We start from the raw sequence: 20,464 nt of genomic DNA, 5'->3' as shown, positions 1-20,464 counted from the left end.
ACCTGAGCACTGCCCGGAGACTGCGTTGTCCACGACCCTGCTCCAGTCCGACCTCCCCGGCCTGCCGCTGCGCCACCGCGGCAAGGTGCGCGACGTGTTCGACCTGCCCCGCGAACGCATTCCCGACGCAGCCCTGGCTGCCGCCGGCCCCGGCGCCGTCTCGCCCGACGGCTACCTGCTGATGGTGGCGACCGACCGCCTGTCGGCGTTCGACGTGGTCCTGCCCGACCCGATCCCGGGCAAGGGCGAGATGCTTTGCCAGATCTCCAACTTCTGGTTCGCCAAGACCGCCCACCTGATGCCCAACCACCTCACCGGCATCGACGTGGCCGCGGTCCTGCCCGAGGGCGTGGACCCGGCGCTGTACGCCCGGCGCGCGGTGGTGACCCGCAAGCTCAAGCCGGTGCCGGTGGAGGCCATCGCCCGCGGCTACCTGATCGGCAGCGGCTGGAAGGACTACCAGCGCACCGGCAAAGTCAGCGGCATCGCCCTGCCCCCGGGCCTGCGCCAGGCCGAGCAGCTGCCCGAGCCGATCTTCACCCCCTCGACCAAGGCCGCCGTCGGCGACCACGACGAGAACATCGACTTCGATGCCATGGTGCGCGCGGTCGGCGCCGACCTGGCCGAGCGCGTGCGCGACGCCACCCTGCGCATCTACAAGTTCGCCGCCGCCTACGCGGCCGAGCGCGGCATCCTGCTGGCCGACACCAAGTTCGAGTTCGGCACCGACGCCGACGGCCGGCTGTACATCATGGACGAGATGCTGACCCCGGATTCCTCGCGCTACTGGCCGGCGGACGAGTACCAGGTCGGCATCAGCCCGCCCAGCTACGACAAGCAGATCGTGCGCGACCACCTGGAGACCCTGGACTGGGACAAGACCCCGCCGGGCCCGAAGCTGCCGGCCGAGGTGATCGAGCGCACCCGCGCCCGCTACGCCGAGGCGCTGCAGAAGCTGGCCGGCATCAGCGTGGACTGAAGCCAGTACCGCGCCCGCGAGGCCCGCAACCGCGGGCCTCGTGCTTTCCGGGCCCGGGGCGGGTGCGTACATGCGGCCGCCTGCCAACGGATGCAGGCGCCGCCGGCCCGGACGCAGCGCCGCGGCGCCGGGCCGGACTCTACCGGCGGTGTCGCGACGCGGCGGGAGGCGCGGCACATAAATGGCTATGCTCCCGGGCCAGCCACGCCCACCGCAGGTGAGCCCATGAGCCAAGCCCCGCATTCCGGGCCGACGCGGGCGATCGACCGCTACTTCGCCAGCTACTCGGCCGACCACCGCCACCCGCTCAACCAGCGCATCCACGTGGTCGCGGTGCCGGCCATCCTGTGGTCGGTGGTCGCCCTGGTCTGGTGCGTGCCGGTGTTCGGCACCTGGACCCGCACCGGGATCTGGGCGGCGCTGGCGATGTTCGCCGCTTGGTCTTTCTACAACCGCCTGTCGCGGCGGCTGGGCCTGGGCATGCTGGCGCTGTTCTTCTTCTGCGGCTGCGTGTGCCGGCTGATCGAGATGCGCCTGGGCCCGGGCGTGCTGCTGGCCGCCGCCGCGGCGGTATTCGTGTTCGCCTGGGTCGCGCAGTTCGTCGGCCACCACTACGAGGGCCGGCGTCCCAGCTTCCTCACCGACCTGGTCTACCTGCTGATCGGCCCGGCCTGGGTCATGGCCAAGTGCTACCGCCGGCTGGGCTGGCGTTACTAGGCGCTGCCGCGGCGCAGCACGCGGAGAGCACGCCGCCCGCTGCTAAACTCCCGGGTTCACCACGACGGCCCCCACGACCGCACGGATGATCCCGTTCCTGGAAGTCCTCCTCGCCCTGCCCTTCCTGGCAGCGGCGCTGCTGGCCCTGCTGCGCCCCCGTTCGCGGGCCGCCGCCGCGTGGGTGGCCGGCGCGGCCCCGCTGCTGGGCCTGGCGGTGCTGGGCTGGCTGACTCCTTCGGTGCTGCAGGGCTGGATCGTGCGCGGCGAGCACGCCTGGATCCCGCAGATCGGGCTGGACTTCGACCTGCGCCTGGACGGGCTGGCCTGGATGTTCGCCGGGCTGGTGCTGGCGATCGGCGCGCTGGTGGTGCTGTACGCGCACTACTACCTCTCCGCGCGCGACAGCGCGGTGCGCTTCTTCAGCTACCTGCTGCTGTTCATGGGCTCGATGCTGGGCGTGGTGCTGGCCGGCAACCTGCTCCTGCTGCTGGTGTTCTGGGAACTGACCAGCATCAGCTCGTTCCTGCTGATCGGCTTCTGGACCCACCGCCAGGACGCGCGCGAAGGCGCGCGCATGGCCCTGGCCATCACCGGCGGCGGCGGCCTGGCCCTGCTTGGCGGCGTGCTGCTGATCGGCCGCATCGTCGGCAGCTACGACCTGGACGCGGTGCTGGCCTCCGGCGAACTGATCCGCGACAGCGCGCTCTACCCCTGGGCGCTGGGCCTGGTGCTGGCCGGCGTGTTCACCAAGAGCGCGCAGTTCCCGGTGCACTTCTGGCTGCCGCACGCGATGGCCGCGCCCACCCCGGTGTCGGCCTACCTGCACTCGGCAACCATGGTGAAGGCCGGCGTGTTCCTGCTGGCGCGGCTGCACCCGGCGCTGGCCGGCAGCGACCTGTTCTTCTACCTGGTCAGCGGCATCGGTGCGGCGACCCTGTTGCTGGGCGCCTGGTTCGCGATCTTCCAGCACGACCTCAAGGGCCTGCTGGCGTACTCGACCATTTCCCACCTGGGCCTGATCACCCTGCTGTTCGGCCTGTCCACGCCGATGGCGGTGGTCGCCGGCGTGTTCCACATCCTCAACCACGCCACCTTCAAGGCCTCGCTGTTCATGGCCGCCGGCATCATCGACCACGAGACCGGCACCCGCGACATCCGCCGCCTGGGCAACCTGCGGCGGGCCATGCCCATGACCAGCGCGCTGGCGGTGATCGCCTCGCTGGCGATGGCCGGCATCCCGCTGCTCAACGGCTTCCTGTCCAAGGAGATGTTCTTCACCGAGGCGCTGGAGATCCGCGGCCACGCCTACATGCGCCTGGGCATCGCCGTGGCCGCGCTGCTGTACGGCATCTTCGGCGTGGCCTACAGCCTGCGCTTCGTTTACGAGACCTTCTTCGGCAAGGGGCCGCGCGCCCTGGACCGCGAGCCGCACGAGCCGCCGCGCTGGATGAAGATCCCGGTCGAGGTGCTGGTGGTGCTGTGCATCGCGGTGGGCGTGTTCCCGGCCTTCACCGTGGCCCCGGTGCTGCACGCCGGCGCCGGCGCCATCCTCGGCGCGGCCATGCCCGGTTACAGCCTGGCGGTATGGCACGGGCTGAACGTGCCGCTGCTGATGAGCCTGTGCGGCATCGTCGGCGGCATCGCCCTGTACTTCGGCCTGCGGCGCCTGTTCGACCTGCACGCGATCGTGCGCGGCTCGCTGGGCCGGAACGTGTTCCGCTGGAACATGGATGCCCTGTACGGCCTGGCCAACCGTTTCACCACCCGGATCGCCAACGGCAGCGTCCAGCGCAGCATGCTGCTGCTGGTGCTGGCCGCGCTTGCCGCCGGGGTGGCGCCGTTCGTCGATTCCCTCGGTGGCGGCGCGCTGCCGGTGCTGCGCGCGCCCTCGCCGATGCCGCTGCTGGGCTGGTTCCTGTGGCTGGTGATGGTGGCCTGCACCGCGTGGACCATCCGCCTGTACCGGCAGCGCCTGCTGGCCCTGCTGGTCGTGGGCGGCATCGGCCTGATGGTCAGCATGGCCTTCGTGTTCCTGTCCGCCCCGGACCTGGCCCTGACCCAGCTGCTGGTGGAGATGGTCAGCCTGGCGCTGCTGCTGCTGGGCCTGCACTACCTGCCGCCGCGCTCGCCGCCGGAGCGGCGCCCGGCGCGGCGCTACCGCGACATCGTGGTGGCCGCCGCCGCCGGCCTGGGCGTGGCGGTGCTGGCGTACGCGATGATGGCCCGCGACCCGAGCCCGGACGCGGCCAGCGTGGAGATGCTGGCACGCTCGCTGCCGGAGGCCTACGGCCGCAACGTGGTCAACGTGATCCTGGTCGACTTCCGCGGCTTCGATACCTTCGGCGAGATCACCGTGTTCGGCGTGGCCGCGCTGATCGTGCACGCCCTGCTGCGGCGCGCGCGGATGGCCCCGGAGAAGGTCATGTCCGGCGGCCCGGTGAAGCTGCCGGTGCCGGCCGACCTTGCCCAGCTGCTGTTCCCGCTGACCCTCACCGTCTCGGTATTCCTGTTCCTGCGCGGACACAACGCGCCCGGCGGTGGCTTCATCGCCGGCCTGGTGCTGGCGGTGCCGCTGCTGATCCAGTACGTGATCCAGGGCGCGGCCTCGGTCGAGTCGCGCTTCGGCTTCGACTACATCCGCTGCATCGGCATCGGCCTGGTGGTGGCGGCGGCCAGCGGCGCGGCTGCGTTCCTGTTCGGCGTCCCGTTCCTCACCAGCGGCCACCTGGAACTGGAACTGCCGCTGGTCGGCACCCTGGAACTGGCCAGCGCCATGGGCTTCGACACCGGCGTGTACCTGGTGGTGTTCGGCGGCGCCATGCTCATCCTGTCGATGCTCGGCACCATCCGCCCCTCGCGCACCACGGTGGCGCGGCTGGGCGTGATCGAGCCGGGCCAGCGTTCGACCCGTACCGGAGAACTGGGCTGATGGAACTGGCGATGGCGAGCGCGATCGGCATCCTCACCGCCGCGGGCGTGTACCTGCTGCTGCGGGCGCGCAGCTTCGACGTGATCCTGGGGCTGACCCTGCTGTCCTACGCCACCAACCTGTTGATCTTCTCCAGCGGGCGCCTGGTGACGGGCAAGCCGCCGGTGCTGCGCGAGGGCATGCCCGCCGAGCCGGCGTACTACACCGATCCCCTGCCCCAGGCCCTGGTGCTGACCGCGATCGTGATCGCCTTCGCCATGACCGCGGTGATCATCGTGCTGGCCATCCGCAGCCGCGCCGACAACCACAGCGACCACGTGGACGGCAGCCGCGCCGAGGCGGAATTCCAGCGCCGCGAGCAGTTGCGCCACGACGAGGCACGCCTGGCCGCGCACGCGGCCGAGCTGGTGGCGGGCAATGAATCGGTGCCCGCCCAGGGCGCGGTGGCCTCGCCCGACCGCGAGGGCCGCGCATGATCGCGCACCTGCCGCTGCTGCCGATCCTGGTGCCGCTGGTGGCCGCCGCCCTGGCACTGATGTTCGAGCACCGCCGCTTCGGCATGGCGCCGCAGCGGATCGTGGCCTGGACCTCGATGGGCCTGATGCTGGTGCTCGCCGTGCTGCTGGTGCGGGGTGCAGCCGGCGGCGAGGTCGGCGTATACCTGGTCGGCGACTGGCCGGCGCGGCTGGGCATCGCCCTGATGGTGGACCGGCTGGCGGCACTGATGCTGCTGGTGGCGGCGCTGCTCGGCATCGGCTGCCTGCTGCACGCCTGCGCCGGCTGGGACCGCCGCGCGCCGCATTTCCATGCCTTCTTCCAGTTCCAGATGATGGGCATCAACGGCGCCTTCCTCACCGGCGACGTGTTCAACCTGTTCGTGTTCTTCGAGATCCTGCTGATCGCCTCCTACGGGCTGATGCTCAGCGGCGGCCGCGGCGAGCGCCTGCGCGCCGGCCTGCACTACGTGTCCTTCAACATCGCCGCCTCGACCCTGTTCCTGGTCGCCCTGGGCCTGGTCTACGGCCTGCTGGGCACGCTCAACATGGCCGAACTGGCGGTGCGGGTGGCCGAGGTCGGGCCGCAGGACCGCGCCCTGGTCCAGGCCGCCGGTGGCCTGCTGCTGGTGGTGTTCTGTGCCAAGGCGGCGCTGCTGCCGATGTACCTGTGGCTGCCGGAGACCTATACCCACGCCCCGGCCGCGGTGGCCGCGCTGTTCGCGGTGATGACCAAGGTCGGCCTGTACGCGGTGCTGCGCGTGGGCTCCCTGGTGTTCGGCCTGGCCGGGCCGCTGGCCGGCTTCGCCTGGCCGGCGATGCTGGTGCTGGGCGCGATCACCCTGGTGCTGGCGGCGCTGGGCGTGCTGGCCGCGCGCCGCCTGCGCTCGCTGGCCGCCTACCTGGCGCTCTCGTCGGCGGCGACCCTGTTCATCGCCTTCGCCCTGGATAGCGCGGGCACGGTCGGGGCCGGCCTGTACTATCTGGTGCACAGCACCTTCGGCGGCGCGGCCCTGTTCCTGCTGGCCGACCTGGTGCGGCGCCGCCGCGGCGCGGCCAGCGACCGCAAGGACGTGGTCGCCGCCCTGCCCGGCTCCACCGTGCCGGCCGCCCTGTACCTGGTGGCCGCGGTATCGCTGGCCGGCCTGCCGCCGCTGTCGGGCTTCATCGGCAAGCTGGTGATGCTGGAGGCGGTACCCGATGGCCCGCGTACCTTCTGGGTGTGGCTGCTGGTGCTGGGCAGCAGCTTCATGATGCTGGTGGGACTGGCGCGCGCCGGCACCCGCCTGTTCTGGCGCCAGGAGCCGTGGCCCGACGCTTCGCCCGAACAGGTCGCCCGATACGTGCCGCGCGAGCAGATGCGCGAGGCGCCGAGCCGCCCGCTGGAGACGGCCGCCACGGTCCTCCTCCTCGCCTACGGCGTGGCCATGGTCCTGGGCGCATCGCCGATGCTGGAATACACCCGCGCCACCGGCACCCAGCTGCAGGCACCGGAAGCCTACGTCGAACAGGTGCGGGCGACGCTGCCGCAAGGGAGGATCCCGTGAGCACCCGGGAGCGCAAGCCGCTGCTGCGCCGCATCGTCCCGTCGCTGCCGCTGGCGGTGACGGTGTTCGTGTTCTGGCTGCTGATGAACTCGGAAGTCAGCGTCGGCCATGCGCTGATGGGGCTGCTGCTGGCGCTGGCCATCCCGCCGTTCGCCGCGCGCCTGGACCGCGAGTTCGCCCGCATCGGCCGGATCAGCGGCATCCCGCGGATGCTGTGCGTGCTGGCGCTGGACGTGGTCCGCTCCAACATCACCGTGGCCCGCCAGGTGCTGGGGCCGGAGGAGGAGATCACCCCCGGCTTCATCTGGGTGCCGCTGGACATCGGCAACATCCATGGCATCGCCGCGCTGACCAGTATGATCACCCTGACCCCGGGCACCGTCTCGGCATCGCTGTCCGAGGACCGCCGCTACCTGCTGGTGCACGTGCTCAACCTCAAGGACGCGGACGCCGTGATCCATGAGATCAAGACCCGCTACGAGGCCCCGCTGATGGAGATCTTCCCGTGACCCCGCAGGCACTGGTCGGCTGGGCCATCGTCGGCACCATGCACGTGACCGCCTTCGCCATGCTGCTGGCGCTGTACCGCCTGCTGCGCGGCCCCTCGGTGCCCGACCGCATCCTGGCCCTGGACACCCTCTCGGTGGCCGCGATCGCCCAGCTGATCCTGCTGGGCATGCACCTCAATACCGCGATCTACTTCGAGGCCGCGCTGATCATCGCCATGCTCGGCTTCGTCAGCACCGTGGTGCTGAGCAAGTACGTGCTGCGCAGGGACATCGTCGAATGAGCTGGGTCATCGCCATCCTGCTGGTCCTCCTGCTGGCGGCCGGCGCCTTCTTCATCCTGGTCGGCTCGATCGGCCTGGTGAAGTTCTCGGAATTCTTCAAGCGCCTGCACGCGCCGACCAAGGCCAGCACCCTGGGCGTGGGCTGCGTGCTGGCCGCCTCGATCGGCTACCACTGGCTGGGCGAGACCGACCCGCAGCCGCGCGAACTGCTGATCACCGCGTTCCTGTTCATCACCGCGCCGATCGGCGCGCACCTGATGGCCAAGGCGGCGCTGTCGCTGCACATGGCCGAACGCCCGGCGCAACCGGGCAGCGAACCGGTGGGCGAAGGTCGCGGGCCCGGCGAGGACGCCTGAGCGCGGTTCAGAGCAGCGCCAGCTCCAGCACGATCCAGGCAGCGAACACCGCCACCAGGACGCCGCCCTCGCCGCGCGACAGCCGGCGGTCGCCGCGCAGCATCGGCCAGGCCAGGGCGGCCAGGACCAGCAGCGCCGGCAGCTCCAGGCGCACGAACGAGGCCGGCAGGGCCAGCGGCTGCACCGCCGCGGTGCCGCCGACGACCAGCAGCAGGTTGCACAGGCTGGAGCCAAACACATGCCCGGCGACCATGTCGCCCTGGCCGCGCCGCGCGGCGGCGATGGCCGCGGCGATTTCCGGCAAGGTGCTGCCGATGGCCACCGGCAGCAGGCCCGCCAGCAGCGGAGTCAGGCCCCAGGCCCGGCCCAGGTCCAGGCCGGCGGACACCACCCAGCGCGCGCCGAACCACAGCAGCGGGATGGCGATGGCCAGGCGCAGCAGGTTGAGCCACGGCACGGTGCGGGTGGCGGCGTAGCCGGCGATGCCCTGTTGCACCTCCGGCGCCTCGCGGGCGGCGCGGCGCAGGACATGGGCCAGCGCCACGATGAAGGCGGCCACCAGCACCAGGCCGTCGATGCGGCCGACGTAGCCGTCCAGGCCCAGCAGCACCAGCACCAGCACCGCCGCCACCAGCAGCACCAGCTGCGGCAGCAGCAGGCGCGCGTGCAGCAGCAGCGGCGCCGCCAGCGCGGCCAGGCCCAGGGTCAGGCCGAGGTTGGCCAGGGTACTGCCGACTGCATTGCCCAGCGCCAGGTGGCCCTGCCCGATCGCGACCGCACGCAGGTTGACCGCCAGTTCCGGGATCGAGGTGGCGAACGCCAGCAGCAGCACCCCGGCCGCGAACGGGCGCAGGCCCAGTCGTTGCCCCAGCCCGGACACGCCCTTGACCGCCGAGTCGCCGCCCAGCGCCAGCAGCAGCAGGCCCAGCGCGAATCCTCCCAGTGTCGCCACCATCGCAGTCCTCCCCGCATCGGGCCAGTTCCATGCGCGCGGGCCTGCACGCGCCGGGCGCGGCGACGCTCAGCCGCAGCCCTCGACGTAGTCCACCTGCGGTGGCAGGCCCACGCGCCAGGACCGTACCTGGCCGTCGGCATCCACCTCGAACACCAGCACCGCCGGGCTGCCGTCGGCCACCACCCGCAGGTAGCGCCCGCCCTCGACGTACTTGTGCGGGGCTTCCTCCACCTGCCCCGGGTACAGGGCGTGGATCTGTTCCGCGTCCATGCCGATGCGGCCACCACCGGGGGCCACCGCGCCGGCCTGGTCCACGTCCACCCGCACGAAGCGGCCGCGCTCGATCATGAAGGCCGTGCCATGGCCGTGCTGCGGGCGTGGCCGCGGGAACAGGTAGTAGCAGGCCTGCGGATCGGCCGGATCGGCATCGCCCTCCAGCCCGCCCTTCCAGAGTTCGCGCAGGGACTCGGCGCCCTCGCCAAAGCGCACCGGGCCGAAGCCCTCGAAGCTTGTGGCCAGCGTCGCCAGCGCGGAGGCTGCATGCGGCACGGTGGCCGGCGGCACGTCGGCGCCCTCGGGACCGTCGTGGCCCTCGTCCTGCGCGGACCGGGCCATCGGCTCCCAGTCCGGCTCCTCCGCCTGCGCCGCCGTGTCCGGCGGACGCGTGCACGAGGCCAAGGCCAGCGCCAGCATCAGCAGGCAGGCATCGATCTTCCTGGTCGACGACGACATGGTTCCCCCGGGACGCGTCCGCATGGCCGGAGGCTGCGCCAGCGCCCGTCAAGGCCGGGCGAAAGCGCCGGTAGACGGGTCCGGGTCCGGGTCCGGGCCCCGGCTCAGGCCGGGGCGCGGAAATGCTTGCGCAGCCCGGCCCAGCACTGCAGGTACTCGCGCTGGCGGTGCGGCGCGTCCATGGCCTGCGCGGTCGGACGCAGCACGGCGCGGGTCTCGAACATGAAGGCCATGGTTCCGGTGATCACGTCCGGCTTCGACAGGTCGGCGGCCGAGGCCTTCTCGAAGGTGGCCGCGTCCGGACCATGCCCGCTCATGCAGTTGTGCAGCGAACAGCCGCCCGGCACGAACCCTTCCGCCTTGGCGTCGTAGGCGCCGTGCACCAGGCCCATGAACTCGCTGGCCACGTTGCGGTGGAACCAGGGCGGGCGGAAGGTGTGCTGCGCCACCAGCCAGCGCGGCGGGAAGATCACGAAGTCGACGTTGGCCGTGCCGGGCGTGTCGCTGGGCGAGGTCAGCACGGTGAAGATCGACGGATCGGGGTGGTCGAAGCTGATCGAGCCGATGGTGTTGAAGCGGCGCAGGTCGTAGCGCCACGGCACGTGGTTGCCGTGCCAGGCGACCACGTCCAGCGGGCTGTGGTCGATCGGCGCGCGCCACAGGTGGCCCTGGAACTTGGCCACCAGCTCGAAATCGCCCTCGAGGTCCTCGTACGCGGCCACCGGCGCCTGGAAGTCGCGCGGGCTGGCCAGGCCGTTGGAACCGATCGGTCCCAGGTCCGGCAGGCGCAGCGGGGCGCCGAAGTTCTCCAGCACGTAGCCGCGCGAGGCGCCGTCCGGCAGCTCCACCCGGAAGCGGATGCCGCGCGGCACCAGTGCCACCTGCTGCGGCTCGACCTCGACCACGCCCAGCTCGGTGGCGATGCGCAGCCGGCCCTGCTGCGGCACCAGCAGCAGCTCGCCGTCGGCGTCGTAGAAGTAGCGCCCGGCCATGCCGCGGTCGGCGGCGTACAGGTGCACGCCCACGCCCGCCTGCGCCGCCGGCGAGCCGTTGCCGGCCACGGTGTACAGGCCTTCGATGAAGTCGGTGGGCTGCGCCGGCAGCGGCAGCGGGTCCCAGCGCAGCTGTTCCGGGGTCACCGGGCCGCTGCCGAAGTCGTTGTGGAAGCGCGGTTGCGCGAACGGGGCGAAGCTGCCGTGCATCGACGCCGGGCGGATCCGGTACAGCCAGCTGCGCCGGTTGTGCGCGCGCGGCGCGGTGAACGCGGTGCCGGAGATCTGCTCGGCATAGAGCCCGTGCGCCACCCGCTGCGGCGAGTTCTGCCCTTCCGGCAAGGTCCCGGGAATGGCTTCGCTGGCGAACTCGTTGCCGAAGCCGGTCATGTACTGCAGTTCAGTCACAGCGTTCATCCTCGTTCGCCCTTGCGAGCCCCTCCCCGTCCCGGGGAGGGGCTTCCCTGTCACGCTGTCAGAGGACCCCGCGGCGCATCTGGTCGCGCTCGATGCTCTCGAACAGGGCCTTGAAGTTGCCCTCGCCGAAGCCCTCGTTGCCCTTGCGCTGGATGATCTCGAAGAAGATCGGGCCGATCGCGTTCTGGGTGAAGATCTGCAGCAGCTTGCGCTTGCCGGTCTCCGGATCGGCGTCGATCAGGATGCGGTTGCGGCGCAGCCGCTCCACGTCCTCGCCGTGGTCCGGGATGCGCTGGTCGATCACCTCGAAGTAGGTGTCCGGGGTGTCGAGGAACTCGATCCCGGCCTCGCGCATCTTCTCCACCGTGGCGTAGATGTCCTCGGTGAAGCAGGCAATGTGCTGGATGCCCTCGCCGTGGTACGCCTCCAGGAACTCGTTGATCTGCGACTTGGGGTCGGCAGATTCGTTGAGCGGGATGCGCACCATGCCGTCCGGCGCGGTCATCGCCTTGGAGAACAGGCCGGTCTTGGCGCCCTTGATGTCGAAGTAGCGGATCTCGCGGAAGTTGAACAGCCGCTCGTAGTAGTCCGCCCACTTGGCCATGTTGCCCGGGTAGAGGTTGTGGGTCAGGTGGTCGATGAAGGTCAGGCCGAAGCCGGCCGGCTTCAGCTCCACGCCGGCTTCGTACTCGTAGTCCGGGTCGTGGATCGTGCCCTTGGCGTCGTAGCGGTCGACCAGGTACAGCATGCAGTCGCCGATGCCCTTGATCACCGGCGCGGCCACCGCCTTGCTCAGCTCGTCCTCGGCGGCGAACGCCTCGGCGCCGTTCTTCAGTGCCTGGGTGCGCACCCAGTCGGCCAGCTTCTTCACCCGGATGGCGAAGCCGCAGGCGCTGGGGCCGTGCTTCTCGGCGAAGCGCGCGGCGAAGGAATCCGGGTCTTCGTTCACCAGGAAGGTGCAGTCGCCCTGGCGGTAGGTGGTGATCGGGCGGGTGCGGTGGCGGGCCACGCGCACGAAGCCCAGCTTGCGGAAATAGTCGTGGAGATGTCCGGCCTGGCCGGCGGGCGCGGCGAACTCGACGAATTCGAAGCCGTCGATGCCCATCGGGTTCTCGAAGGTCGTTACCGACATGCCCACGGCGGGACCGGTGGCGGACGAAAGGACTTGCGGTTGCACGCTCATGATGGCTTCCTGATCGCTCCCCGCCGGGGAACGGGGGTCTGGGATTAGACCCTTTATAGTTACGTGTGCAACCACATGCAAGGTACCCTGCCGCAATGACTGCTACTGCCAGCCAAGACGCCACCGGGTCCGTTCCCGCCAAGGACGCATCCGGCCACGCCCAGCTCGAACTCGAGCGTTTCCTGCCCTACCGCCTCAGCGTGCTGTCCAACCGGGTCAGCCAGACGATCGCCGACATGTACCAGAAGCGTTTCGGACTGGCGATCACCGAATGGCGCGTGATGGCCGTGCTCGGGCGCTTCCCCGACCTGTCGGCCAACGAGGTCGCCGAACGCACGGCGATGGACAAGGTCGCGGTCAGCCGCGCGGTCGCGCGCCTGCTCGAGCGCAGCCTGATCAAGCGCGACATCCACAGCGACGACCGCCGCCGCTCGGTGCTGTCGCTGTCGGAGGTGGGGTACACGGTCTACGACGAGATCGCGCCGATGGCGCTGGCAGCCGAGGCGCGCCTGGTGGCCACGCTGGACGAGAACGAACGGCAGATGCTCGACCGCCTGCTGACCAAGCTCGCCGGCCCGGGCCTGACCGCCCTGCGCGAAGGGCACTGAACGCCGCCGCGGGGGAACGCGGACCAGGCGGCAGGGGACTGGAATCGGGGAAGGAGCCGGCCAGGGGCCGGATCAGGGCGCCGGGGGCGCCCAGGTCTCGAGGAATTCCCGGATGCGCGCCACGTCGGCGCGGGCGTCGTCACGCAGCAACGCGGCGCCCGGGCCGGCATGCAGGACCTGTGCGTCGGCGTCCAGTACCACCAGGTACGGCGCCGGCGCGTCGGCCGCTTCCGGGTAGGCCGCGACAAAGCCGGCATTGCCCGGCGCGCGGCGGTCCACCCGCACCCACACGAACGCCGAATTGCGGCGCGAACGCAGCGCCGCGTCGCCTTCGATCCCGGCGGCCAGCGCCTCGCAGGGCGCGCAGTCCGACTCGCCGAACTCCAGCACGATGCGGCGGTTGCCGCGGCGCGCCTCGACCTGGGCGGTTTCCAGGTCGTCGGCGGGGTTGCGGGCCGGGTCGAACGCGGCCCGCAACCCGGCCAGGGCGGCGACGTCCGCCGCCGCCGGGGTGTTGCCGGAGGCCACCGGCTCGGTGGCGTCCGGCGCCGGCGCCTGCTGCGGCGTGGTGTCGACCGGCTGTGGCGGCCCGGCCGGGTGCCGGGAATCAACCCCGCATCCGCACAGGGCCAGGGCCGAAGCCAGCAACGCGCCGCGGCCGCCGTTCATCTCACTTCACTCCGTGCATCAGCTTCTGGATCAGCGGCGCGACCAGGAACAGCAGCACGCCGGCGCCCAGCAGCGCCCAGAAGCCGAAGGTGTAGCCGGCCAGCGCCGAGGCGGTGGTCATGCCGCCCTCGCCGCTGACGCTGGAGGCGAAGATGCCCGACAGGTTGTTGCCGATGGCGATCGACAGGAACCAGCCGCCCATGGCCAGGCCGGTCAGCTTGGCCGGGGCCAGCTTGGTGGTCATCGACAGGCCGATCGGCGACAGGCACAGCTCGCCCACCGACTGGATCACGTAGACCATGAACAGGGTCCAGAACGGGATCTTCAGCGTCTGCGGGTCAACCAGGCTGGACAGGGCGAACATCAGCAGCAGGAAGGCCAGGCCGTTGAAGATCAGGCCCAGGCCGAACTTGCGCGGGATCGACGGATTGGCGCGTCCCATCGCCACCCACAGCCAGGCCAGCACCGGGGCCAGGGTGATGATGGCGATCGAGTTCACCGACTGGAACCAGCCGACCGGGAAGATCCAGCCGCCGAAGTCGCGGTTGACGATGTTCTGGGCCAGGAAGTTGAACGAGCTGCCGGCCTGCTCGAAGAACATCCAGAACAGCACGTTGAAGCCGAAGATGATCAGCATCGCGACCACCATGTCGCGCTGCACCTTGCCCTCGCGGATGCCCTCGACCAGCAGCATGATCGCCGGGGCGATGAACAATGCGATCAGGATCCAGTTGAGCAGGCCGGCGTCGATGGTCAGCAGCGAGTAGAACACCGGGATCGCGACCACCGCGCCGGCAACCACCATGGCCACGCGGCCGAGGCCGGGCGCTTCGGCCGGGGCGGCGCCGATGCCCTTGAGCTGGGCGCGGCCCAGCCAGAACCAGAACAGGCTGAACAGCATGCCGATGCCCGAGGCGATGAACACCACCTTGTACGCCGGCAGTTCCGGGCTGCCGCCGAACATGCGCTCGGCCAGCCAGCCGGTCAGGATCGGCGCGATGAAGGCGCCGAGGTTGATGCCCATGTAGAAGATGGTGAAGCCCGAGTCGCGGCGCTGGTCCTCGGGGGCGTAGAGCTTGCCGACCAGGGTCGAGATGATCGGCTTGAACAGGCCGTTGCCGACGATCACCGTGGCCAGGCCCAGCTTCAGCATCGGCTGGCTCGGCACCATGATCATGAACAGGCCGGCGGACATGAAGGCCGCGCCGACCAGGATCGAGCGCTGGTAGCCGATCAGCCGGTCGGCGACATAGCCGCCGAAGATCGCCGCGGCGTACACCAGGGCCAGGTAGGCGCCATACAGCTCGCTGGCCGGGGCCTCGCCGGCGGGGTTGCCCCTGTAGAACTCGGCGACGATGTACAGCGCCAGTGCCCAGCGCATGCCGTAGAAGGCGAAGCGCTCCCAGAACTCGGTCATGAACAGCATCCACAGGGGACGCGGATGGCCCAGGGTCTGGGGGAACTGGGGCAGGGACGGCGTGTGCGGCGGGGCCGCGACCTTGGGCTCGACGAGGTCGGCGCTCATGGATTTCCTTGCAAAGAACGGACGGGACTGCACGGCGCACGGGCGCCGGAACCGGGCGAGAATCACCGACCGGGCCTTGCCCGTCAATGCGCAACCGCGGTCAAACCCCGCCGAGCCGCAAGAAAAATCCCTTCCTGTTCAAGGTGTTGCATTGGAAACGGCCGCCCTAGCCGAAACCGGCTGGACGGCCGCCGAAGCCCACGCAGCGGTCCGGTGGGCGGACCGGAACCGTTCAGGTTCCGATGCTGGTGCGGACCTCGAACAGCTCCGGGAAGAAGGTCAGGTCCAGCGCCTCGCGCAGGAAGCCCACGCCACTGGAGCCGCCGGTGCCGCGCTTGAAGCCGATGATGCGCATGACCGTGCGCATGTGGCGGAAGCGCCAGGTCTGGAACTGGGTTTCCAGGTCCACCAGGTCCTCGCTGAGCGAGTACTCACGCCAGTAGCGGTCGGTGTCCTCGTAGATGCGCTCGAACACCGGGCGCAGCGCCGGGTCGCTGACGTGCGGCTGGGTCCAGTCGCGTTCCGGGCGCAGGTACTCGCCCGGCACCGCGTGGCCGAAGCGCGCCAGGTACAGCAGGAACTCCTCGTACAGGCTGGGCCGCTCCAGCTCGGCGCGCAGCGCCGCCTGGCCTTCCGGGTCGTGGGCGAACACCTTCACCATCTCGGCGTTCTTGTTGCCCAGCAGGAACTCGATCGCGCGGTACTGCAGCGACTGGAAGCCGGAGGACGGGCCCAGCAGGTCGCGGAAGCCCATGTACTCCGACGGCGTCATCGTCTCCAGCACCGACCACTGCTCCACCAGCTGGCGCAGCACCTGCTTGCCGCGCGCCATCACCTTGCGGCACTGCCACACCTGGTCCTGCTGCATGAACGCGCGCGCGGCCTGCAGCTCGTGCATCAGCAGCTTCAGCCACAGTTCCGAGACCTGGTGCTGGATGATGAACAGCATCTCGTCGTGGTGCGCCGGCTCGGACAGCGGCCGCTGCGCGGACAGCAGGCGGTCCAGCTGCAGGTAGCCCGCATAGGTCATGCGGCCCTGCAGGTCGGTGTGGATGCCGGGTTCGAGCGGGCGCTGGTTCTTGTTCAGGGTCATCGGTCGCGGCTGGCGCGCGCGGGAGTGCGCGCAAGGGGGCAAAGCGTACCGCAGCGCAGCAGGGATAACGCAGCCGAGCCTGTCACCATTCAGGGGAACTCGACGACCGCGTCCAAGTCCATGTACTGCAAGCGTTGTTGCGCTGCACGGCGGGTTTTCTCGACCGAGTCCGTACCATGTGCAACTTTCCTGTCCGCAATCGCGCGCAAGGGTGACTCCCCCGATGACACTCGCCGCCAGCTTTGAAGTCCATTACCTGCAGTACCTCGACGCCGACGGGCGCCAGGTCCGCGACTTCCCGCAGGACCTGCGCGACCCCGCCGTGCTGCTGCCGCTGTTCAAGCGCATGCTGTTCGTGCGCGCCTTCGACAGCAAGGCCATCGCCCTGCAGCGCACCGGCAAGCTGGGCACCTATGCGCCCAGCCTGGGCCACGAGGCCACCCATGTCGGCATCGGCGCGTCGATGCGCCGCGGCGACGTGTTCGCGCCGTCGTACCGCGAGATCGGCACCATGTTCGAGCGCGGCGTGCGCCCGCGCGACATCCTGATGTACTGGGGCGGCGACGAGCGCGGCAGCGACTTCCCGCGCGACAGCGACGCGGTGGCCGACTTCCCGATCTGCGTGCCGATCTCCACCCAGTGCCTGCACGCGGCCGGCGCCGCGCTGGCGTTCAAGCTGCGCGGGCAGCCGCACGTGGCCGTGGCCACCTGCGGCGACGGCGGCACCTCCAAGACCGACTTCTACGCCGCGCTCAACTCCGCCGGCGCCTACCAGCTGCCGCTGGTGCTGGGGGTGATCAACAACGGCTGGGCGATCTCGGTGCCGCGCAAGGCCCAGACCGGCGCCCAGACCCTGGCGCAGAAGGGCATCGCCGGTGGCCTGCACGTGCTGCAGGTCGACGGCAACGACCTGGTCGCCGTGCTCGACGCGATGCACCAGGCCATGGACCGCGCGCGCGCCGGCGAGGGCGGCTCGGTGATCGAGTTCCTCACCTACCGCCTGTCCGACCACACCACCGCCGACGACGCGCGCCGCTACCGCGACGACGCCGAGGTCAAGGCCGCCTGGCAGCGCGAGCCGATCGCGCGCCTGCGCACCTGGCTCACCGCGCAGGGCGCCTGGAGCGAGGCCGAGGAGGCCGAGTGGAAGGCCGAGTGCGAGCGCCAGGTCAACGCCGAGGTCGACGCCTACCTGGCCACCACCGCGCAGCCGGTGGAAGCGATGTTCGACTACCTCTACGCCGATCCGCCGCCGGACCTGCTCGCGCAGCGCGCCGCGGCCATTGCCCTGGAGCAGCGCCATGGATGACATCCGCAGCCAGCGCGCCGAAAGCAACAGCCTGGCCGGCGCCCACGCCGCCGCCGGCGTGGGCGATTCGGCGCCCGTCCACGCCAGTCGTGGTGGAGAACAGCCCATGAGCCAGACCCCGACCGCGACGCCGATCACCCTGATCGAGGCGATCACCCGCGCCCTGGCATGGGAACTGGAGCACGATCCGTCGGTGCTGGTGCTGGGCGAGGACGTGGGCGTCAACGGCGGCGTGTTCCGCGCCACCGCCGGCCTGCAGCAGAAGTTCGGCCCGCAGCGCGTGCTCGACACCCCGCTGGACGAGACCACCATCGCCGGCCTGTCGGTGGGCCTGGCCGCGCAGGGCATGAAGCCGGTGGCCGAGGCCCAGTTCGACGGCTTCGTCTATCCGATGCTGGACCACCTGGTCTGCCACGCCGCGCGCCTGCGCAACCGCACCCGCGGCCGCCTGCACTGCCCGATGGTGCTGCGCGTGCCGTGGGGCGGCGGCATCCGCGCGCCGGAGCACCACAGCGAGGCCAACGAGGCGATGTTCACCAACGTCCCCGGCCTGCGCGTGGTGATGCCGTCCTCGCCGCAACGCGCCTACGGCCTGCTGCTGGCCGCGATCCGCGATCCGGATCCGGTGATCTACATGGAGCCCAAGCGCATCTACCGCCAGTACAAGGAACTGGTGGCCGACGACGGCGAGGCGCTGCCGCTTGACGTGTGCTTCGTCCTGCGCGACGGCACCGACGTGACCCTGGTCGCCTGGGGCGCGCAGGTGAAGGAGGCGCTGGAGGCGGCCGAGGCGCTGGCGGCCGAAGGCATCAGCGCCGAGGTGATCGACGTGGCCACCCTGCGTCCGCTGGACTTCGCCACCATCGCCGAGTCGGTGTCGCGCACCGGCCGTTGCGTGATCGTGCAGGAGGCCCCGCGCACCGCCGGCTTCGGCGCGGAGATCGCCGCGCGCCTGGCCGAGGAGTCCATGTACGACCTGGTTGCCCCGGTGCAGCGCGTGACCGGCTGGGATACCCACATCCCGCTGTTCCGCCTGGAGATGAAGTACCTGCCCAGCGTGGAGCGGATCGTCGCCGCCGCGCGCGCCGCGATGGCCCACGGCTGAACCGTGCCGCGCGCGACCCCGTCGCGCGCGGTCCGTTACCTTGATGCCCCGGGACGGCATGCCGCGGCCGCGTGCCGCGGCCCGCTCCCGCCCGTCGATCCGCGCGATCGACCGACCGATTGAGAGAGCGACACGATGAGCCAGACCAAGACCTTCCACCTGCCCGACCTGGGCGAGGGCCTGCCGGACGCGACCATCGTCGAGTGGTTCGTCAAGGAAGGCGACACCATCCGCCTGGACGAACCGCTGGTGTCGATGGAGACCGCCAAGGCGGTGGTGGAAGTGCCCTCGCCGGTGTCCGGCAAGGTCCTGCGCCTGGCCGGCAAGGCCGGCGACGTGATCGCCACCGGCGCGATGCTGGCCGAGTTCGAGCCCGATCCCGCCCTGCCGCAGCGCGCCGAGGGCCAGGACACCGGCCACCACCACGGCGCACCGGCGAAGCCGGCCAAGGCCAGCGCCAGCGACGACGGCGGCGAGCTGCCGGTGCAGCCGGCGCCGTCGGAGGCGCGCGGTGGCGACGCCGGCACCGTGGTCGGCGCGATGCAGAGCTCCGACGCCGTGCATGCCGAGCGTGCGATCGCGGTCGGCGGGGTCAAGGCGATGCCGGCAGTGCGCGCGCTGGCGCGCAAGCTGGGCGTGGACCTGGCCCGCGTTGCGCCCACCGGACCCGAGGGCACCGTGACCCTGGCCGACGTGAAGCAGGCCGCGGCCGATCCATCCCGTCTCCTCCCCTCCCGCGCGGGAGGCACCGGGGTGGCACAGCCCACCGCAGCGGCTGCCGCCTCCGCGCCCGCTCCTGCCGTGCACCAGCGCACCCCCGTCTCCGCCTCCGGCCGTCCCATGCGCACCCGCCCGCCGGGCGCCGACGCCGGCGTGGCCGCCAGCGGCCAGCCCGAGCAGCTCAAGGGCGTGCGCCGCAACATGGCGCGGGTGATGGCCGACGCGCACAGCAAGGTCGTGCCGACCACACTGGTCGACGACGCCGACCTGCATGCCTGGATCGGCAGGCAGGACATCACCGCGCGCCTGGTCCGCGCGATCGTCGCCGCGTGCAAGGCGGTACCGGCGCTCAATGCCTGGTTCGACGGCGAGGCGCTCAGCGTCACCCGCCATCCGCACGTGGACGTGGGCATCGCCGTGGACACCGACGACGGCCTGTTCGTGCCGGCCCTGCGCAACGCCGACATGCTCGACCCGCGCGGGATCCGTGCCGGCATCGACCGCCTGCGCGCGCAGGTGGAGGAGCGCAGCATCCCGGCCAGCGAGCTGTCCGGCTACACCATCTCGCTGTCCAACTTCGGCATGTTCGCCGGCCGCTACGCCACCCCGGTGGTGGTGCCACCGTGCGTGGCCATCGTCGGCGCCGGCCGCCTGTCGCACGACGTGGTCGCGGTGATGGGCGGGATCGAGGTGCACCGCCGCCTGCCGATCTCGCTGACCTTCGACCACCGCGCCGCCACCGGCGGCGAGGCCGCGCGCTTCCTGCGCGCGCTGCTGGACGACATGGCCCTGCCGAACTGAGGCCGGCCGCCCGGGCTCCCCCGCCCCATGCGCGGGGGCCGGGCGTGGCGCGTGGCCGGGGGCAGGAGGCGGCGGGCGCTTCCGCCGCTTCATCCGCACCAGCCCCGCGCGGCGCTATCGTCGGGCTCCATGCCCGCCGGAGAGAGCCGCCATGCCGCACCACAGCCGCCTCAGCACCCTGGTGATCGACTGCAACGTCGACGACCTGCGCCCCGCGCTGGAGTTCTGGAGCGCGGCGCTGGGCAAGCCCATCGCCGACCCGGACGAGGACGGCGACGGCCGCTACGGCGTGCTGGCCACCGAGGAGGACGAGCCGCTCATCCTGCTGCAGAAGGTGGCGCACGAATCGCGCGTGCACCTGGACATCGAGAGCGACGACGTCGACGCCGAGGCCGACCGCCTCGAGCGCCTGGGCGCGCGCAAGATCGCCTTCGTCAAGCGCTGGTGGGTGATGGAGGCGCCCACCGGGCACCGCTTCTGCGTGGTGCGGCCGCAGCGCGAGCGCTTCGGCCGGCACCTCAATGCCTGGGATTGACCCCGCCG

Annotated in this window: 19 protein-coding genes and 1 pseudogene; 13 read left to right on the top strand and 7 right to left on the bottom strand. The window is 71.1% G+C overall.

Features of this window, described 5'->3' with window-relative positions; all coding sequences use genetic code 11:
• Positions 1-25 precede the first annotated feature (25 nt).
• The 8 genes and pseudogenes from EIM48_RS07200 (at position 26) to EIM48_RS07165 (ending at position 7,812) form a co-directional block, all read left to right on the top strand.
• A complete protein-coding gene (locus tag EIM48_RS07200) occupies positions 26-979 on the top strand; it encodes a phosphoribosylaminoimidazolesuccinocarboxamide synthase (protein WP_019397996.1) in 954 nt (317 codons plus the stop codon).
• Positions 980-1,204: 225 nt separating this feature from the next.
• Positions 1,205-1,696, top strand: coding sequence for an Mpo1-like protein (locus EIM48_RS07195; protein ID WP_019397997.1), 492 nt, complete (start codon positions 1,205-1,207; stop codon positions 1,694-1,696).
• Positions 1,697-1,781: 85 nt separating this feature from the next.
• A complete protein-coding gene (locus tag EIM48_RS07190; RefSeq protein ID WP_125111382.1) occupies positions 1,782-4,625 on the top strand; it encodes a monovalent cation/H+ antiporter subunit A in 2,844 nt (947 codons plus the stop codon).
• Positions 4,625-4,948, top strand: a pseudogene (locus tag EIM48_RS07185) (Na+/H+ antiporter subunit C); the annotation flags it as partial. The gene EIM48_RS07190 and the pseudogene EIM48_RS07185, both read left to right, overlap by 1 nt.
• Before the next feature lie 152 nt (positions 4,949-5,100).
• Positions 5,101-6,666 carry a monovalent cation/H+ antiporter subunit D gene (locus EIM48_RS07180; protein WP_199728404.1) on the top strand — a complete coding sequence of 522 codons (1,566 nt, stop codon included), beginning with the start codon at positions 5,101-5,103 and terminating at the stop codon, positions 6,664-6,666.
• Complete coding sequence (locus EIM48_RS07175; protein ID WP_125111380.1) at positions 6,663-7,175, top strand: Na+/H+ antiporter subunit E; 513 nt, start codon at positions 6,663-6,665, stop codon at positions 7,173-7,175. The genes EIM48_RS07180 and EIM48_RS07175 overlap by 4 nt, the downstream gene beginning before the upstream one ends.
• Before the next feature lie 38 nt (positions 7,176-7,213).
• The gene (locus tag EIM48_RS07170; RefSeq protein WP_232207892.1) at positions 7,214-7,456 is read left to right on the top strand and encodes a K+/H+ antiporter subunit F; all 243 of its coding nucleotides are present in this window, start codon (positions 7,214-7,216) and stop codon (positions 7,454-7,456) included.
• Positions 7,453-7,812: a Na+/H+ antiporter subunit G gene (locus tag EIM48_RS07165; RefSeq protein ID WP_019398003.1), complete on the top strand. Its 360-nt coding sequence runs from the start codon at positions 7,453-7,455 to the stop codon at positions 7,810-7,812. The genes EIM48_RS07170 and EIM48_RS07165 overlap by 4 nt, the downstream gene beginning before the upstream one ends.
• A gap of 7 nt (positions 7,813-7,819) precedes the next feature.
• On the opposite strand, the gene EIM48_RS07160 is transcribed toward EIM48_RS07165, so the two are convergent.
• The 4 genes from EIM48_RS07160 to hppD all read right to left on the bottom strand — a co-directional run bounded on the left by EIM48_RS07160 (position 7,820) and on the right by hppD (position 12,091).
• The gene (locus EIM48_RS07160) at positions 7,820-8,767 is read right to left on the bottom strand and encodes a sodium:calcium antiporter (protein WP_019398004.1); all 948 of its coding nucleotides are present in this window, start codon (positions 8,765-8,767) and stop codon (positions 7,820-7,822) included.
• Between the two features lie 66 nt (positions 8,768-8,833).
• Complete coding sequence (locus EIM48_RS07155) at positions 8,834-9,499, bottom strand: hypothetical protein (RefSeq protein WP_125077044.1); 666 nt, start codon at positions 9,497-9,499, stop codon at positions 8,834-8,836.
• A gap of 104 nt (positions 9,500-9,603) precedes the next feature.
• Entirely contained in the window at positions 9,604-10,908 is a 1,305-nt protein-coding gene (hmgA, locus tag EIM48_RS07150; RefSeq protein ID WP_125108839.1) for a homogentisate 1,2-dioxygenase, read from the bottom strand.
• Between the two features lie 58 nt (positions 10,909-10,966).
• Positions 10,967-12,091, bottom strand: coding sequence for a 4-hydroxyphenylpyruvate dioxygenase (gene hppD, locus EIM48_RS07145; RefSeq protein WP_028915466.1), 1,125 nt, complete (start codon positions 12,089-12,091; stop codon positions 10,967-10,969).
• A gap of 95 nt (positions 12,092-12,186) precedes the next feature.
• On the opposite strand from hppD, the gene EIM48_RS07140 reads away from it, so the two are divergent.
• The gene (locus tag EIM48_RS07140; protein WP_019398008.1) at positions 12,187-12,699 is read left to right on the top strand and encodes a MarR family winged helix-turn-helix transcriptional regulator; all 513 of its coding nucleotides are present in this window, start codon (positions 12,187-12,189) and stop codon (positions 12,697-12,699) included.
• Positions 12,700-12,771: 72 nt separating this feature from the next.
• Here EIM48_RS07140 and EIM48_RS07135 read toward each other — a convergent pair whose 3' ends face one another.
• From EIM48_RS07135 to EIM48_RS07125, 3 genes are all read right to left on the bottom strand, one after another.
• Positions 12,772-13,368 carry a hypothetical protein gene (locus EIM48_RS07135; protein ID WP_125111379.1) on the bottom strand — a complete coding sequence of 199 codons (597 nt, stop codon included), beginning with the start codon at positions 13,366-13,368 and terminating at the stop codon, positions 12,772-12,774.
• Position 13,369: 1 nt separating this feature from the next.
• Entirely contained in the window at positions 13,370-14,893 is a 1,524-nt protein-coding gene (locus EIM48_RS07130) for an oligopeptide:H+ symporter (RefSeq protein ID WP_125111378.1), read from the bottom strand.
• Between the two features lie 232 nt (positions 14,894-15,125).
• Positions 15,126-15,986, bottom strand: a complete 861-nt coding sequence (locus EIM48_RS07125) for a tryptophan 2,3-dioxygenase family protein (protein ID WP_019398011.1) — start codon at positions 15,984-15,986, stop codon at positions 15,126-15,128.
• Between the two features lie 223 nt (positions 15,987-16,209).
• On the opposite strand from EIM48_RS07125, the gene pdhA reads away from it, so the two are divergent.
• The 4 genes from pdhA to EIM48_RS07105 all read left to right on the top strand — a co-directional run bounded on the left by pdhA (position 16,210) and on the right by EIM48_RS07105 (position 20,456).
• Positions 16,210-17,295, top strand: coding sequence for a pyruvate dehydrogenase (acetyl-transferring) E1 component subunit alpha (pdhA, locus tag EIM48_RS07120; RefSeq protein WP_019398012.1), 1,086 nt, complete (start codon positions 16,210-16,212; stop codon positions 17,293-17,295).
• A gap of 106 nt (positions 17,296-17,401) precedes the next feature.
• The gene (locus EIM48_RS07115; protein WP_125108864.1) at positions 17,402-18,400 is read left to right on the top strand and encodes an alpha-ketoacid dehydrogenase subunit beta; all 999 of its coding nucleotides are present in this window, start codon (positions 17,402-17,404) and stop codon (positions 18,398-18,400) included.
• A gap of 135 nt (positions 18,401-18,535) precedes the next feature.
• On the top strand, positions 18,536-19,921 hold the full coding sequence (locus tag EIM48_RS07110; protein ID WP_125111377.1) for a dihydrolipoamide acetyltransferase family protein: 1,386 nt from the start codon (positions 18,536-18,538) through the stop codon (positions 19,919-19,921).
• A gap of 151 nt (positions 19,922-20,072) precedes the next feature.
• Positions 20,073-20,456: a VOC family protein gene (locus EIM48_RS07105; RefSeq protein WP_019398015.1), complete on the top strand. Its 384-nt coding sequence runs from the start codon at positions 20,073-20,075 to the stop codon at positions 20,454-20,456.
• The last annotated feature ends 8 nt before the right edge of the window (positions 20,457-20,464 follow it).

This window comes from Pseudoxanthomonas sp. SGNA-20 (genome assembly GCF_003931635.1).
Taxonomy (GTDB): Bacteria; Pseudomonadota; Gammaproteobacteria; order Xanthomonadales; family Xanthomonadaceae; genus Pseudoxanthomonas.
The sequence above is the reverse complement of the archived record's forward strand: the minus strand, read 5'-3'. Positions and strand labels throughout refer to the sequence as shown.

Bases quoted from the DNA above. Each gene is read 5' to 3' on its own strand.
- EIM48_RS07105 (WP_019398015.1), top strand. From the start codon at position 20,073: ATGCCGCACCACAGCCGCCTCAGCACCCTGGTGATCGACTGCAACGTC.
- EIM48_RS07140 (WP_019398008.1), top strand. From the start codon at position 12,187: ATGACTGCTACTGCCAGCCAAGACGCCACCGGGTCCGTTCCCGCCAAG.
- EIM48_RS07195 (WP_019397997.1), top strand. From the start codon at position 1,205: ATGAGCCAAGCCCCGCATTCCGGGCCGACGCGGGCGATCGACCGCTAC.
- EIM48_RS07165 (WP_019398003.1), top strand. From the start codon at position 7,453: ATGAGCTGGGTCATCGCCATCCTGCTGGTCCTCCTGCTGGCGGCCGGC.
- EIM48_RS07135 (WP_125111379.1), bottom strand. From the start codon at position 13,368: ATGAACGGCGGCCGCGGCGCGTTGCTGGCTTCGGCCCTGGCCCTGTGC.
- EIM48_RS07170 (WP_232207892.1), top strand. From the start codon at position 7,214: ATGCACGTGACCGCCTTCGCCATGCTGCTGGCGCTGTACCGCCTGCTG.
- pdhA (WP_019398012.1), top strand. From the start codon at position 16,210: ATGACACTCGCCGCCAGCTTTGAAGTCCATTACCTGCAGTACCTCGAC.
- hppD (WP_028915466.1), bottom strand. From the start codon at position 12,091: ATGAGCGTGCAACCGCAAGTCCTTTCGTCCGCCACCGGTCCCGCCGTG.
- hmgA (WP_125108839.1), bottom strand. From the start codon at position 10,908: ATGAACGCTGTGACTGAACTGCAGTACATGACCGGCTTCGGCAACGAG.
- EIM48_RS07125 (WP_019398011.1), bottom strand. From the start codon at position 15,986: ATGACCCTGAACAAGAACCAGCGCCCGCTCGAACCCGGCATCCACACC.
- EIM48_RS07160 (WP_019398004.1), bottom strand. From the start codon at position 8,767: ATGGTGGCGACACTGGGAGGATTCGCGCTGGGCCTGCTGCTGCTGGCG.
- EIM48_RS07115 (WP_125108864.1), top strand. From the start codon at position 17,402: ATGAGCCAGACCCCGACCGCGACGCCGATCACCCTGATCGAGGCGATC.
- EIM48_RS07130 (WP_125111378.1), bottom strand. From the start codon at position 14,893: ATGAGCGCCGACCTCGTCGAGCCCAAGGTCGCGGCCCCGCCGCACACG.
- EIM48_RS07155 (WP_125077044.1), bottom strand. From the start codon at position 9,499: ATGTCGTCGTCGACCAGGAAGATCGATGCCTGCCTGCTGATGCTGGCG.
- EIM48_RS07190 (WP_125111382.1), top strand. From the start codon at position 1,782: ATGATCCCGTTCCTGGAAGTCCTCCTCGCCCTGCCCTTCCTGGCAGCG.
- EIM48_RS07110 (WP_125111377.1), top strand. From the start codon at position 18,536: ATGAGCCAGACCAAGACCTTCCACCTGCCCGACCTGGGCGAGGGCCTG.